Consider the following 13,869-nt stretch of genomic DNA (forward strand, 5'->3'; position numbering starts at 1 on the left):
GTTCCAATGGCGACTAACCGTTCCCAGCGTCTGCGCAAAAAACTGTGCGTTGATGAATTTCAAGAGCTGGGTTTCGAACTGAACCTGGACTTCAAAGAAGACTTGTCCGAAGAAGCCATTGACGCTTTCCTCGAAGCCTTCATCAAAGAAGCCATGGAAGCCAATGGTCTGGGTTATGTTGGCGGCGACGACTTCGGTCTGGTTTGCCTGCAGAAGCGTGGCTCGGTCAACGAAGAGCAGCGTGCTGCCGTTGAAGCCTGGCTGAAAACCCGCTCCGAGCTGACCAAGTATGAAGTCAGCCCGTTGCTGGACGTTTGGTATCCGGAAAAGCCGATCAACGCGGCTAAGTGATACTGAAAAAAACGGCGACCTGAGGGTCGCCGTTTTTTTTCGTCTGGGGTTTGGGTGTTCGGTTTGGGATTTGTGGTGAGTCTGCCCCTCACCCCAGCCCTCTCCCCCTGGAGAGGGAGCCGACTTGTGGGCTTTTCAAAATTTGAGTTCGACTCTGTATCCCACGTCGGCGTATGTCTTCCGAACACCTCGGTCAGTCCCCTCTCCCTATGGGAGTGAGGGATAGGGAGCCGACTTGTGGGCTTTTCAAAATTTGAGTTCAACTCGGTATCCCACGTCGGCGTATGTCTTCCAGACACCTCGGTCAGTCCCCTCTCCCTCCGGGAGAGGGCTAGGGTGAGGGGCTTTTGACCTTAAGCTTTGCGCCAATTCAAAATCAATAAAGTCAAAACCCCCGCAACAATCCCCCAAAACGCCGAACCAATGGAAAACAGCGTCAGCCCCGACGCTGTGACCATAAAGGTAATCAACGCCGCTTCTCGTTCTTTCACCTCGGTCATGGCAATGCTCAAACCATTGATGATCGAACCAAACAACGCCAGCGCCGCAATCGACAGCACCAGTTCCTTCGGCAACGCTGCAAACAACGCCGCCAACGTGGCGCCGAACACCCCGGCAATCCCGTAGAAAATTCCGCACCAGACCGCTGCGGTGTAGCGCTTGTTGCGATCTTCATGAGCATGCGGCCCGGTGCAGATCGCCGCGCTGATTGCGGCGAGGTTGATGCCGTGTGAACCAAACGGCGCCAGCAACAGCGAGGCGATGCCGGTGGTGGTGATCAGCGGCGAGGCCGGAACGTTGTAGCCATCGGCGCGCAACACGGCGATGCCGGGCATGTTCTGCGAAGTCATGGCCACCACGAACAACGGGATGCCGATGCTGATGGTCGCCGCCAACGAGAAGTGCGGCGTGGTCCACACCGGCGTCGCCAACTCCAGATGAAAGCCGCTGAAATCGAGCAGCCCCATGAAGCCCGACAGTGCGGTGCCGATCAGCAGGGCGGCGAGCACGGCATAACGCGGCGACAGGCGCTTGACCACTAAATAGGTGAAGAACATCCCCAGCACCAGTCCGGTGCGATGCTGCGCGGCGACGAATATTTCGCTGCCGATCTTGAACAGAATCCCCGCCAGCAAGGCTGCCGCCAGTGACGCCGGGATCTTTTTCACCAGCCGTTCGAAGCTGCCGGTCAGCCCGCATATCGTCACCAGCACCGCACAAGTGATGTAGGCGCCGATGGCTTCGCCGTAACTGACGCCGCCGAGGCTGGTGATCAGCAATGCCGCGCCGGGTGTCGACCAGGCAATGGTGATCGGCGTGCGATAGCGCAGCGACAGGCCGATCGAACACACTGCCATGCCGATCGAAATCGCCCAGATCCACGAAGAAATCTGCCCGCTGGTCAGGCCTGCCGCTTGCCCGGCCTGGAACATCAGCACCAGGGAGCTGGTGTAGCCGGTCATCATCGCGATGAAACCGGCGACGATGGCCGACGGCGAGGTGTCGGCCAGAGGGCGGAGTCGGGTTTGGGTGGCGTCGTTCATGACAACGGTGTTCCTTATACCAATGGAGATCCCCGCCATGACGCAAACCCTTGTAGGAGTGAGCCTGCTCGCGATTGCGGTGGGTCAGCCACAACATTGCCCAATGACACACCGCAATCGCGAGCAGGCTCACTCCTACAGGGAAATGTGCGTTGAAGGCGGATTCTGCGATCAAGCCTAAACTCAATCGTAACGGATCGTTGCAATACAGCCGAAGTCACAAACAGCCGTACAGTCGTGTTGCCACCTTTCATTGTGTACAATCGCGCTGTTTTTTACGCGATACTTGCCAGCGACCTACTGTGCCGTATTACAGTCACGGTCTATTCGCCGCAGTTCTCCCGACTCGAGTGCCCATGAACGAACAGTTGCAACCCCTCAAGAAACAACCGCGAGCAGGCAAAGCCGGCCGCAGCGGAACCCAGGACGATATTGTCTACGCGCATATCTTTGAGGCTATCCTCGAACAGCGTCTGGCGCCCGGCACAAAATTGAGCGAAGAAGCGCTGGGGGAAATCTTTGGGGTCAGCCGCACCATCATTCGCCGCGCGCTCTCGCGTCTGGCCCATGAAGGCGTCGTGCTGTTGCGGCCGAACCGTGGCGCCGTGGTCGCCAGTCCGAGTGTGGAAGAGGCGCGACAGGTGTTTCTCGCCCGCCGTCTGGTCGAACGCGCAATTACAGAGCTGGCCGTGCAACACGCTACCGCCGAGCAAATCGCCGAGTTGCGCCAGATGGTCAACGACGAACGCGACAGCTTCTCCCGAGGCGATCGCGGTGCCGGTATTCGTCTGTCGGGCGAATTCCACCTGAAACTGGCGGAAGCGGCGATGAATGCTCCATTGATCAGCTTCCAGCGCAGTCTGGTTTCACAGACGTCGCTGATCATTGCCCAGTACGAAAGCGGCAACCGCTCGCACTGCTCGTATGACGAACACACCCAGTTGATCGACGCGATCGAGAAGCGCGACGGTGAGTTGGCGGTGAATTTGATGATGCATCACATGGATCACATCGACAGCAAGCTCAACCTCGACGAGGAAGGCGCGTCGGATGATCTGCATGCGGTGTTTTCGCATTTGTTGCAGACCAAGAAGCCTGGGCGCCCAGCGGCCAAGCTCTAAGTTAGACCGAGCTGGCCCCATCGCGAGCAGGCTCACTCCTACATTGGATCTTCAGTGGCCACAAAATGTGTGAACAACTAAGATCAACTGTAGGAGTGAGCCTGCTCGCGATAGCAATCTGACAGACAACAAAAATCCCCCAGGCTGAAAGGCGCTGGGGGATTTTTTTTCTACGATAAATTTTAGCGCTGATGCACCAAAGCCCCCGCCGCATACGTCTGCTGCACCGTGCGGTCATCGCCCAACGTCATCAACACAAATAACGTCTCGGCAATGTTGTTGGCCTGCTTCAGGCGATAGCTCAGCAGCGGCGTAGCGTTGTAATCCAGCACCAGGAAGTCAGCGTCGGAACCCGGTTGCAGATTGCCGATCTTGTCCTCCAGACGCAGCGCTCGCGCACCGCCCAGTGTCGCCAGGTACAGCGACTTGAACGGGCTCAGGCGCGCACCTTGCAGCTGCATCACCTTGTACGCTTCGTTCAGGGTTTGCAGCAGCGAGAAACTGGTACCGCCACCGACGTCAGTGCCCAGACCGACATTGAGTTTGTGCTTCTCGGCCATCGGCAGGTTGAACAAGCCGCTGCCGAGGAAGAAGTTCGAGGTCGGGCAGAAAGAGATCGCCGAACCGGTTTCTGCCAGACGCGCGCATTCGTCGTCGCACAGATGCACGCCGTGGGCGAATACCGAGCGCTCGCCGAGCAGTTTGTAGTGATCGTAAACGTCGAGGTAGCCCTTGCGCTCCGGGAACAGCTCCTTGACCCACTCGATTTCCTTGAGGTTTTCGCTGATGTGGGTCTGCATGTACAGATCCGGGTATTCGGTGAGCAGTTGCCCGGCGAGGGTCAGTTGTTCCGGGGTGCTGGTCGGCGCGAAACGCGGGGTGACTGCGTAGTGCAGACGACCCTTGCCGTGCCAGCGCTCGATCAGCGCTTTGCTGTCGACGTAGCTGGATTCGGCGGTGTCGGTCAGGTAGTCCGGGGCGTTGCGGTCCATCATCACCTTGCCGGCGATCATGCGCAGGTCGAGCTTCTCGGCCGCTTCGAACAATGAGTTCACCGATTGCGGGTGCACGCTGCCGAACACCAGCGCGGTGGTGGTGCCGTTGCGCAGCAGTTCCTTGATGAAAATGTCAGCGACTTCGTCGGCGTGGGCCTTGTCGCCGAACTGGCTTTCGCACGGGAAGGTGTAGGTGTTGAGCCAGTCGAGCAGTTGCTCGCCGTAGGCACCGACCATGCCGGTTTGCGGAAAGTGAATGTGCGTGTCGATGAAGCCCGGGGTGATCAGCGCGTCTTTGTAGTGCTCGATTTCGATGTCCGCCGGCAGGGTCGGCAGCAAATCACTGGCGTGGCCAAGGGCGCTGATCTTGCCGCCATCGACCACCAGCAGGCCGTCCTCGAAATATTCGTAGGAGGCTTCGATCCCGACTTCGGCGGGGTCGGCAATGCTGTGCAGGATAGCGGCGCGGTAGGCTTTGCGAGTCAGAGGCATGAGGGTTCTCTAATCAGTTTGAGGCTTTGAGTTTGGTCGCCTGACTGCGCCGCGAAACCGGCAGCAGTTTGGCAATCGGTTCGGCGCTGGCGGTTTGCTGGCCGAAGTTGGCGTTATAGGTGGCGATGATTTCGCCGGCGATGGAGATGGCGATTTCCACAGGCAGTTTGCCTTTGACTTCACCGATGCCCATCGGGCAGCGCATGCGTTGCACGACGCCGCTGTCGAAGCCGCGATCACGCAGACGGTGTTCGAACTTCGCGCGTTTGGTCTTCGAACCGATCAGGCCGAAGTAGGCGAAGTCGTTGCGCTTGAGGATCGCGGCAGTGAGTTCAAGGTCGAGCTGATGGTTGTGAGTCATGACGATGCAATAACTGCCGGCGGGCAGCTCATCGATTTCATCCACAGGCTCTTCGGCGACGATTTTACGCACGCCGTGGGGGATCTGTTCGGGGAATTCGGCCTCGCGCGAGTCGATCCAGCGCACCCGGCAGGGCAGGCTGGCGAGCAGCGGCACCAAGGCGCGGCCGACGTGACCGGCACCGAACACAGCGATCTGCGCCTGCACCTGGCCCATCGGTTCGAACAGCAACACGGTGGCGCCGCCGCAGCACTGGCCCAGGCTGGCGCCGAGGCTGAAGCGCTCCAGATGGGTGTCCTGCTTACCGCTGGCGAGCATCTCGCGGGCGATCTGCATGGCTTTGTATTCCAGATGCCCGCCACCGATGGTGTCGAAACTCTGATTGGCGCTGATGACCATTTTCGAGCCGGCGTTGCGTGGCGTCGAGCCTAGTTCTTCGATGATCGTCACCAGAACGCAGGGTTCACCCTGGTTCTGCAGGTCGGCGAGGGCGTCGATCCAGTTGTACATGTTCACCTCGACATCTTCGTTGTCTGTTCGGACCTCTTCGCGAGCAGGCTCGCTCCCACAGGGGAATGCATTCCAAATGTGGGAGCGAGCCTGCTCGCGAATGGCCGCGCCTCGGTCCTACAGCGGAGCCAACTCGGTTTCAGCCGCAACCGCTTTCACAGTCTTGAGCTGACGCATCTGCTCGCAACCCCACAACACCCGCTCCGGTGTCGCCGGCGCATCGATCTGCGGCTGATGCTTGTAATCCCCAAGGCTCGCCACTGCATCCTTGATCGCACACCACGAAGCAATCCCGAGCATGAACGGCGGTTCACCGACAGCCTTGGAGTGGAACACCGTGTCTTCCGGGTTCTTGCGGTTTTCCACCAACTTCACCCGCAGGTCGAGCGGCATGTCTGCCACCGCTGGGATCTTGTAGCTGGCCGGGCCGTTGGTCATCAGCTTGCCTTTGTTGTTCCAGACCAGCTCTTCCATGGTCAGCCAGCCCATGCCCTGGATGAAACCACCTTCGACCTGACCGATGTCGATGGACGGGTTCAGCGAGGCGCCGACGTCGTGAAGAATGTCGGTGCGCAGCATCTTGTACTCGCCGGTCAGGGTGTCGACGATCACTTCGCAGCACGCCGCGCCGAAGGCAAAGTAGTAGAACGGACGGCCACGCGCCTGGCTGCGGTCGTAGTAGATTTTCGGGGTCTTGTAGAAGCCGGTGCTCGACAGCGACACCTGATTGAAATACGCCTGCTGGATCAGCGCTTCAAAGGTCAGGATGTGGTCACGAACCCGCACGTGGCCGTTGTGGAATTCGACGTCTTCTTCGGTGACTTTGTAGTGCCGCGCAGCGAATTCGATCAGGCGTTTCTTGATGATTTCCGCCGCGTTCTGCGCCGCTTTGCCGTTCAGGTCAGCGCCGCTGGACGCCGCTGTCGGCGAGGTGTTTGGCACCTTGTCGGTGTTGGTCGCGGTGATCTGCACGCGATCGATTTCGACCTGGAACACTTCGGCCACGACCTGCGCGACTTTGGTGTTCAGGCCTTGGCCCATTTCCGTGCCGCCGTGGTTCAGGTGAATGCTGCCGTCGGTGTAGATGTGGATCAGCGCACCGGCCTGGTTCAAGAAACTCGCGGTGAAGGAAATGCCGAATTTCACCGGGGTCAGCGCCAGACCTTTTTTCAGGATCGGGCTGTTGGCGTTGTAGCGACGAATTGCTTCGCGGCGCTCGTGGTACTGGCTGCTTTCTTCCAGTTCGGCGGTCATCTCTTCGAGCATGTTGTGCTCGACGGTCTGGTAGTAATGGGTGACGTTGCGCTCGGTCTTGCCGTAGTAGTTGGCCTTGCGCACCGCCAGCGGATCGAGGTGCAGGTGACGGGCAATCGCGTCCATCACTTCTTCGATCGCGACCATGCCCTGCGGGCCACCGAAACCACGGTAAGCGGTGTTCGACGCGGTGTTGGTCTTGCAGCGGTGACCGTTGATGGTCGCGTCGCCGAGGTAATAGGAGTTGTCGGAGTGGAACATCGCCCGGTCAACGATCGAGGCGGACAAGTCCGGCGAGCAGCCGCAGTTGCCGGCCAGATCCATATTGATCCCGTGCAGGCGCCCGGTGCTGTCGAAGCCGACGTCGTACTCGACGTAAAACGGGTGACGCTTGCCGGTCATCAGCATGTCTTCGACGCGCGGCAGGCGCATCTTGGTCGGCTGGCCAGTGAGGTGCGCAACCACCGCGCACAGGCACGCCGGACTGGCGGCTTGAGTTTCCTTGCCACCGAAACCACCGCCCATGCGGCGCATGTCGACGACGATTTTGTTCATCGACACGTCGAGCACTTCGGCGACCAGTTTTTGCACTTCGGTGGGGTTCTGCGTCGAGCAGTAAACGATCATGCCGCCGTCTTCGGTGGGCATCACCGAGGAGATTTGCGTCTCCAGGTAGAAGTGCTCTTGGCCGCCGATGTGCAGCGTGCCTTGAATGCGGTGTTCAGCGGTTGCCAGCGCAGAAACCGAATCGCCGCGCTGGTGGGTGTGGCTGTCGAGCACGAAGTGGCGTTTGCGCAAGGCTTCAACCACGTCGAGCACAGGTTCGAGGTCTTCGTATTCGATGATCGCGGCCATCGCCGCTTTGCGCGCGGTTTCCAGATCTTTCGCGGCGACGGCGAGCACCGGTTGACCAACGAACTGCACATCATCGATGGCCAGCAGCGGGTCGCCCGGCATCAACGGGCCGATGTCTTTCAGGCCCGGCACGTCTTCGTGGGTGATGGCGATGCGCACGCCCTCGAAGGCGTAGCACGGCTTGGTGTCGATGCTGATGATTTTCGCGTGGGCGCGGTCCGACATGCGTGCGTACAGGTGCAACTGGTTCGGAAATTCCAGACGGTCATCAATGTACTGCGCTTCACCGGACACATGCTTGGCGGCGCTGTCGTGCTTGACGCTGCGGCCGACACCGGAGGTCAGATCCTTGGCGAACAGTTCAGCCAGTTCAGCCTGGGTTTTTTCTACGCCGTGATGGTTAGACATAAGCGGTCACCCGAGTCTCGATGTGCGGTGTTTGCAGTTCGATGAAGTATTTACGCAGCAGGTTCTGCGCGCTGAGCAGGCGATATTCCTTGCTGGCGCGGAAGTCCGAGAGCGGCGTGAAATCTTCCGCCAGTGCGGCGCAGGCGCGTTCGACCACCGTGTTGGTGAACGGCGCACCGATCAGCGCGGCTTCACAGTGGGCAGCGCGTTTCGGGATCGCGGCCATACCGCCGAAAGCCATGCGTGCATCGGTGATCACGCCGTTTTCGACGCGCAGGTTGAACGCGGCGCAGACGGCGGAGATGTCATCGTCCAGACGCTTGGAGACTTTGTAGGCACGGAACAGCTGCTCGGCGCTGGCGCGCGGGACGATGATCTTTTCGATGAATTCACTTTCCTGACGGGCCGTGACCTTGTAGTCGATGAAGTAATCGTCGAGGTTCAGGGTGCGGCGAGTTTCGCCTTTGCACAGCACTACCTGTGCGCCGAGGGCGATCAGCAGCGGTGGCGAATCACCAATCGGTGAGGCGTTGCCGATGTTGCCGCCGAGGGTGCCCTGGTTGCGGATTTGCAGTGAGGCGAAGCGGTGCAGCAGCTCGCCGAAGTCCGGGTACTCGGCATTCAATGCTTCGTAGCAGTCGGAGAGGGCGGTGGCAGCGCCGATTTCGATGCGGTCATCGAAGGTTTCGATGCGTTTCATTTCCGCGACGTTGCCGACGTAGATCATCACCGGCAGGGTGCGGTGGAACTGGGTGACTTCCAGTGCCAGATCGGTGCCGCCGGCGAGCAGACGCGCTTGTGGATAAGCGTCGTAGAGATCGGCCAGATCAGCGACGGTCAGCGGCACCAGGCAGCGTTTGTCGCCGCTGTTGAGTTCGCCGATATCGGTCGGGGCGATGGTTTTCAGTCGGGCGATGGTTTCCGCTTCGCGGGCATCGAACTGATCCGGTTGCTTGCCGCAGCAGGATTGCTCGGCAGCCGCCAGAATCGGTCGGTAGCCGGTGCAACGGCAAAGGTTGCCGGCCAGCGCTTCGTGAGCCTTGGCGTGATCCGGTGCATCGCTGTTCTTTTGCAGGGCGAACAGCGACATGACGAAACCGGGGGTACAGAAACCGCACTGCGAGCCGTGGCACTCGACCATGGCTTTCTGCACGCTGTGCAGTTCACCTTGGTGCTTGAGGTCTTCGACGCTGATCAATTGCTTGCCGTGCAGCGACGAGACAAAGGTCAGGCACGAGTTGAGGCTGCGATAGCGAATGTGTTCGCGGCCAGCGTCATCCGTTTGCAACTCGCCGACCACCACGGTGCAGGCGCCGCAGTCACCGCTGGCGCAACCTTCTTTGGTGCCGGACTTGCCCACGTGTTCACGCAGGTAATTGAGCACAGTCAGATTCGGGTCCAGGGCGTGCTCGCTACGGAGTTCCTGGTTAAGTAAAAACTGGATCACGGAAGGCCTCGCAGACTCATTATTGTTGTTAACCGACTTGAGCCGAATTTAGCAGGTCTGACTTTTCGGTCAATGGTTTTCTGACTTAAAGGTCAGGAAAAAGCATTTCGTCGATCAACAACGTGTCTATTCAGTATTGACCTTCATCGGTCAGCCTGGTTTTTTGTTTGGTTTTCTAAAGAAAACTGCGGGATTCGTGCCAAAAACCGCTGAGTGGGCACTCCGCCATGACCGTGCATTTGCGCTACACTGCGCCGCTTGTGCAGATCGATAGAGTTTGAAGGACAACCATGACGTTCAAGGCGCCGGACAGCCTCGCCGAGCAAATCGCTCACCACCTCGCCGAACGCATCATTCGTGGCGAAATGAAGCCGGGAGAGCGCATCCAGGAACAGAAGGTCACGCTGGCCCTCAATGTCAGCCGCGGCTCGGTCCGCGAAGCCTTGCTGATCCTCGAACGCCGTCACCTGATCGCGATCCTGCCGCGTCGTGGTGCGCACGTCACCGAGCTGACGCCGCACAAGGTGCAGAGCCTGTGCACGCTGATGAGCGAGCTGTACATCCTGCTCGGCAACTCGGTGGCCAATGGCTGGCAAGTGCAGTCGGACATGGCGCCGTTCGTGCAGATCCAGCAGCGCCTCACCGCCAGCTATGAGCGTCAGGATATCCGCAGCTTCGTCGACGACAGCTTCAGCGTGATGCGCGCCGCTTATCCGTTCGCCAACAACCCGTACCTGCAAGAAACGGTCGAGAACCTGCAGCCGGCCATGAGCCGCGCTTACTTTCTCGCCCTCGAACAGCGCAAGGCCTCAATGAGCGAGTTCCTCGAACTGTTCGAACGCCTGCTGGCCGCCGTGCTTGCCCGTGATTTGCCGCAGATCCGCATCGTGCTGACGGCGTACGCCCAGCGCAGCTGCGATCTGGTGGTTTCCGCGCTGACGGTTGCCTAAGCGTGCGGCTCAAGTGCATCAAACTGGCGGGATTCAAATCCTTCGTCGACCCGACCACGGTAAACTTCCCCAGTAACATGGCGGCGGTCGTCGGGCCGAACGGTTGCGGCAAGTCCAACATCATCGACGCCGTACGCTGGGTGATGGGCGAGAGTTCGGCGAAGAACCTCCGTGGCGAGTCGATGACCGACGTCATCTTCAACGGTTCGACCAGCCGTAAACCGGTGAGTCAGGCCAGCATCGAGCTGGTCTTCGACAACTCCGACGGCACGCTGCTGGGCGAGTACGCCGCCTACGCCGAGATCTCGATTCGCCGCAAAGTCACCCGCGACAGCCAGACCACGTATTACCTCAACGGCACCAAATGCCGTCGCCGCGACATCACCGATATCTTCCTCGGCACCGGTCTGGGCCCGCGCAGCTATTCGATCATCGAGCAGGGGATGATCTCCAAGCTGATCGAATCCAAGCCGGAAGACCTGCGTAACTTCATCGAAGAAGCGGCCGGCATCTCGAAATATAAAGAGCGCCGCCGCGAGACTGAAAACCGCATCCGCCGCACCCACGAAAACCTCGCACGTCTGACCGACCTGCGCGACGAACTGGAACGTCAACTCGAACGCCTGCACCGTCAGGCCGAAGCGGCGAAGAAGTACCAAGAATTCAAAGCCGAGGAGCGTCAGCTCAAGGCGCAACTGTCGGCCCTGCGCTGGCAGGATCTGAATGATCAGGTTGGCCAGCGCGAGTCGATCATCGGCACCCAGGAAATCAGTTTCGAAGCGCTGGTCGCCGAGCAGCGTAATGCTGACGCGGCCATCGAGCGCCTGCGCGACGGTCACCATGACCTGTCCGAACGCTTCAATCTGGTGCAGGGGCGCTTCTATTCGGTCGGCGGCGATATCGCCCGGGTCGAGCAGAGCATCCAGCACGGCCAGCAGCGTTTGCGGCAGTTGCAGGACGACTTGAAAGAAGCCGAGCGCGCCCGTCTGGAAACCGAGTCGCACCTGGGCCACGACCGCACGTTGCTGCTGACCCTCGGCGAAGAGCTGGACATGCTCACCCCCGAGCAGGAAGTCACCAGCGCCGCCGCCGAGGAGGCTGCCGCTGCGCTGGAAGATTCCGAATCGGTCATGCACGGCTGGCAGGAGCAGTGGGACGCCTTCAACCTGACCGCCGCCGAACCGCGCCGTCAGGCCGAAGTGCAGCAGTCGCGCATCCAGCAGTTGGAAACCAGCATGGAGCGTCTTGCTGACCGGCAAAAGCGTCTTGGCGAAGAGCGCGCGTTGCTCTCGGCCGACCCGGAAGATGCGGCGATCATGGAACTCAACGAGCAGCTCGCCGAGTCCGAAGCGACCCTCGAAGATTTGCAGACCAGCGAAGAAGCGCAGGTCGAAAAGCTTGAACAACTGCGTCAGGAATTGCAGCAAGCGCTGACCGCGCAGCAACAGGCGCAGGGTGATTTGCAGCGTCTTAACGGTCGCCTTGCGTCCCTCGAAGCCTTGCAGCAAGCCGCGCTCGATCCGGGCACCGGCACCGCCGAATGGCTGAAGGAGCACAATCTCGCCGAGCGTCCACGTCTGGCCGAAGGCCTGAAGGTCGAGGCCGGTTGGGAACTGGCGGTGGAAACCGTGCTCGGCTCTGATCTGCAAGCGGTGCTGGTCGACGATTTCAGCGGTTTCGATTTATCCGGTTTCACCCAGGGCGATCTGCGCCTGCTCAGCCCGGCCAGCGATGGCGTGCGTGTGGCGGGCAGCTTGCTCGACAAGGTCGACACGCAGATCGATCTGTCGCCGTGGCTCGGTCAGGTCAAACCGGTCGACAGCCTTGAGCAGGCCTTGGCCTTGCGTGGGCAATTGAGCGCTGGCGAGAGCCTGATCAGCCGCGACGGTTACTGGGTCGGTCGGCACTTTTTACGTGTGCGTCGAGCCAGCGAAGCGGAAAGCGGCATGCTCGCCCGGGGCCAGGAAATCGAAGCGCTGCACCTCGAGCGTGAAGAGAAAGAAGCCACGGTCGAAGCCATGGAAACCCGTCTGCAAACCCTGCGCGCGCAACAGCGTCAGCAGGAAAACGGTCGCGAACATTTGCGTCGTTTGCTGCAAGACGAAGCGCGTCAGCAAGGCGAGTTGAAAGCACAGCTGTCCGCTGGCAAAGCCAAGGCCGAACAGTTGACGTTGCGTCGCTCGCGTCTTGATGAAGAGCTGGTCGAACTCGGCGAGCAACGCGAACTCGAGCACGAACAGATCGGCGAAGCGCGCATGCAATTGCAGGAAGCGCTGGATGCCATGGCGCTGGACACCGAGCAGCGTGAGTTGCTGCTGGCCCAACGCGACAGCCTGCGCGAACGCCTTGACCGCGTGCGCCAGGAGGCGCGGCAGCACAAGGATCACGCCCATCAACTGGCCGTGCGTCTTGGCTCGTTGCGCGCGCAGCACGACTCCACGCGTCAGGCGCTTGAGCGTCTGGAAATGCAGGCCGAGCGCCTCACTGAAAAGCGCGAACAGTTGAGTCTGAATCTGGAGGAGGGCGAGGCGCCGCTGGAAGAGCTGCGCCTGAAGCTCGAAGAACTGCTCGACAAGCGCATGACCGTCGACGAAGAACTCAAGACCGCGCAGATCGCCCTCGAAGACGCCGACCGCGAATTGCGCGACGCGGAAAAACGCCGGACTCAGGCTGAGCAGCAATCGCAGTTGATTCGTGGCCAGCTCGAACAGCAACGCATGGAATGGCAGGCCCTGACCGTGCGCCGCAAGGCTTTGCAGGATCAATTGCTCGAAGACGGCTACGATCTCAACGGCGTGCTCGCGACATTAACCGCGCAAGCCAGTGAACGCGAAGCCGAAGAAGAACTCGAACGCATCAACGCGCGGATTCAGCGCCTGGGCGCGATCAACCTCGCGGCCATCGATGAATACACGCAACAGTCCGAGCGTAAACGTTATCTGGATGCTCAAGACGCCGATCTGGTCGAAGCGCTGGAGACGCTTGAGAACGTCATTCGCAAGATCGACAAGGAAACCCGTAACCGCTTCAAAGATACCTTTGATCAGATCAACGGTGGTTTACAGGCACTTTTTCCAAAAGTTTTCGGTGGCGGACGGGCGTATTTGGAACTGACGGGCGAAGATCTACTCGATACAGGGGTAACGATCATGGCGCAGCCGCCAGGGAAGAAGAACAGCACCATCCATTTGCTCTCCGGTGGGGAAAAAGCCCTGACCGCGCTGGCACTGGTTTTTGCCATCTTCAAATTGAACCCGGCGCCGTTCTGCATGCTCGATGAGGTTGACGCGCCACTGGATGACGCTAACGTTGGACGCTACGCACGCTTGGTCAAAGAGATGTCGCAGACCGTGCAGTTCATCTATATCACCCACAACAAGATCGCCATGGAAATGGCCGAGCAGTTGATGGGCGTGACGATGCATGAACCGGGTTGTTCGCGACTGGTAGCCGTGGATGTCGAGGAGGCGATGGCGATGGTGGACGCCTGAGTCAGCGTGGTGTCGGAAAAGGTAATTCAGGGCTGTAGGACTTTTTTACCAACTGCGACTTGCTGGCCAATCGACATATTCGCGCAAGCC

General features: G+C 59.9%; 9 protein-coding genes. 4 read left to right on the forward strand and 5 right to left on the reverse strand.

The features are described 5' to 3' along the window. The first annotated feature begins 6 nt into the window (after window positions 1-6). Window positions 7-351: a YggL family protein gene (locus VY732_RS09520; RefSeq protein ID WP_007916365.1), complete on the forward strand. Its 345-nt coding sequence runs from the start codon at window positions 7-9 to the stop codon at window positions 349-351. 353 nt (window positions 352-704) lie between these two features. Here the strand turns inward: VY732_RS09520 and VY732_RS09525 are convergent, their stop codons facing one another. Beyond that, window positions 705-1,895, reverse strand: a complete 1,191-nt coding sequence (locus VY732_RS09525) for a benzoate/H(+) symporter BenE family transporter (protein WP_331695259.1) — start codon at window positions 1,893-1,895, stop codon at window positions 705-707. 356 nt (window positions 1,896-2,251) lie between these two features. On the opposite strand from VY732_RS09525, the gene VY732_RS09530 reads away from it, so the two are divergent. Next, window positions 2,252-3,016 carry a GntR family transcriptional regulator gene (locus VY732_RS09530; RefSeq protein ID WP_007918375.1) on the forward strand — a complete coding sequence of 255 codons (765 nt, stop codon included), beginning with the start codon at window positions 2,252-2,254 and terminating at the stop codon, window positions 3,014-3,016. Window positions 3,017-3,198: 182 nt separating this feature from the next. On the opposite strand, the gene guaD is transcribed toward VY732_RS09530, so the two are convergent. From guaD to xdhA, 4 genes are all read right to left on the reverse strand, one after another. Beyond that, entirely contained in the window at window positions 3,199-4,503 is a 1,305-nt protein-coding gene (gene guaD, locus VY732_RS09535) for a guanine deaminase (RefSeq protein ID WP_077571841.1), read from the reverse strand. A gap of 13 nt (window positions 4,504-4,516) precedes the next feature. Continuing rightward, window positions 4,517-5,374, reverse strand: a complete 858-nt coding sequence (gene xdhC, locus VY732_RS09540; protein ID WP_095047732.1) for a xanthine dehydrogenase accessory protein XdhC — start codon at window positions 5,372-5,374, stop codon at window positions 4,517-4,519. A 117-nt stretch (window positions 5,375-5,491) separates the two neighbouring features. Next, complete coding sequence (gene xdhB, locus VY732_RS09545; RefSeq protein WP_331695260.1) at window positions 5,492-7,891, reverse strand: xanthine dehydrogenase molybdopterin binding subunit; 2,400 nt, start codon at window positions 7,889-7,891, stop codon at window positions 5,492-5,494. Then, window positions 7,884-9,338: a xanthine dehydrogenase small subunit gene (gene xdhA / locus VY732_RS09550; RefSeq protein ID WP_331695261.1), complete on the reverse strand. Its 1,455-nt coding sequence runs from the start codon at window positions 9,336-9,338 to the stop codon at window positions 7,884-7,886. The genes xdhB and xdhA overlap by 8 nt, the downstream gene beginning before the upstream one ends. Before the next feature lie 290 nt (window positions 9,339-9,628). Here xdhA and VY732_RS09555 point away from each other — a divergent pair, with 290 nt between their 5' ends. Together VY732_RS09555 and smc are read left to right on the forward strand one after the other, a co-directional pair. Beyond that, window positions 9,629-10,288, forward strand: a complete 660-nt coding sequence (locus VY732_RS09555) for a GntR family transcriptional regulator (protein WP_038365421.1) — start codon at window positions 9,629-9,631, stop codon at window positions 10,286-10,288. Window positions 10,289-10,290: 2 nt separating this feature from the next. Next, window positions 10,291-13,779, forward strand: a complete 3,489-nt coding sequence (smc, locus tag VY732_RS09560; protein WP_331695262.1) for a chromosome segregation protein SMC — start codon at window positions 10,291-10,293, stop codon at window positions 13,777-13,779. Window positions 13,780-13,869 lie beyond the last annotated feature (90 nt).

Source organism: Pseudomonas sp. ZY71 (assembly GCF_036542145.1).
Lineage (GTDB): Bacteria > Pseudomonadota > Gammaproteobacteria > Pseudomonadales > Pseudomonadaceae > Aquipseudomonas > Aquipseudomonas koreensis_A.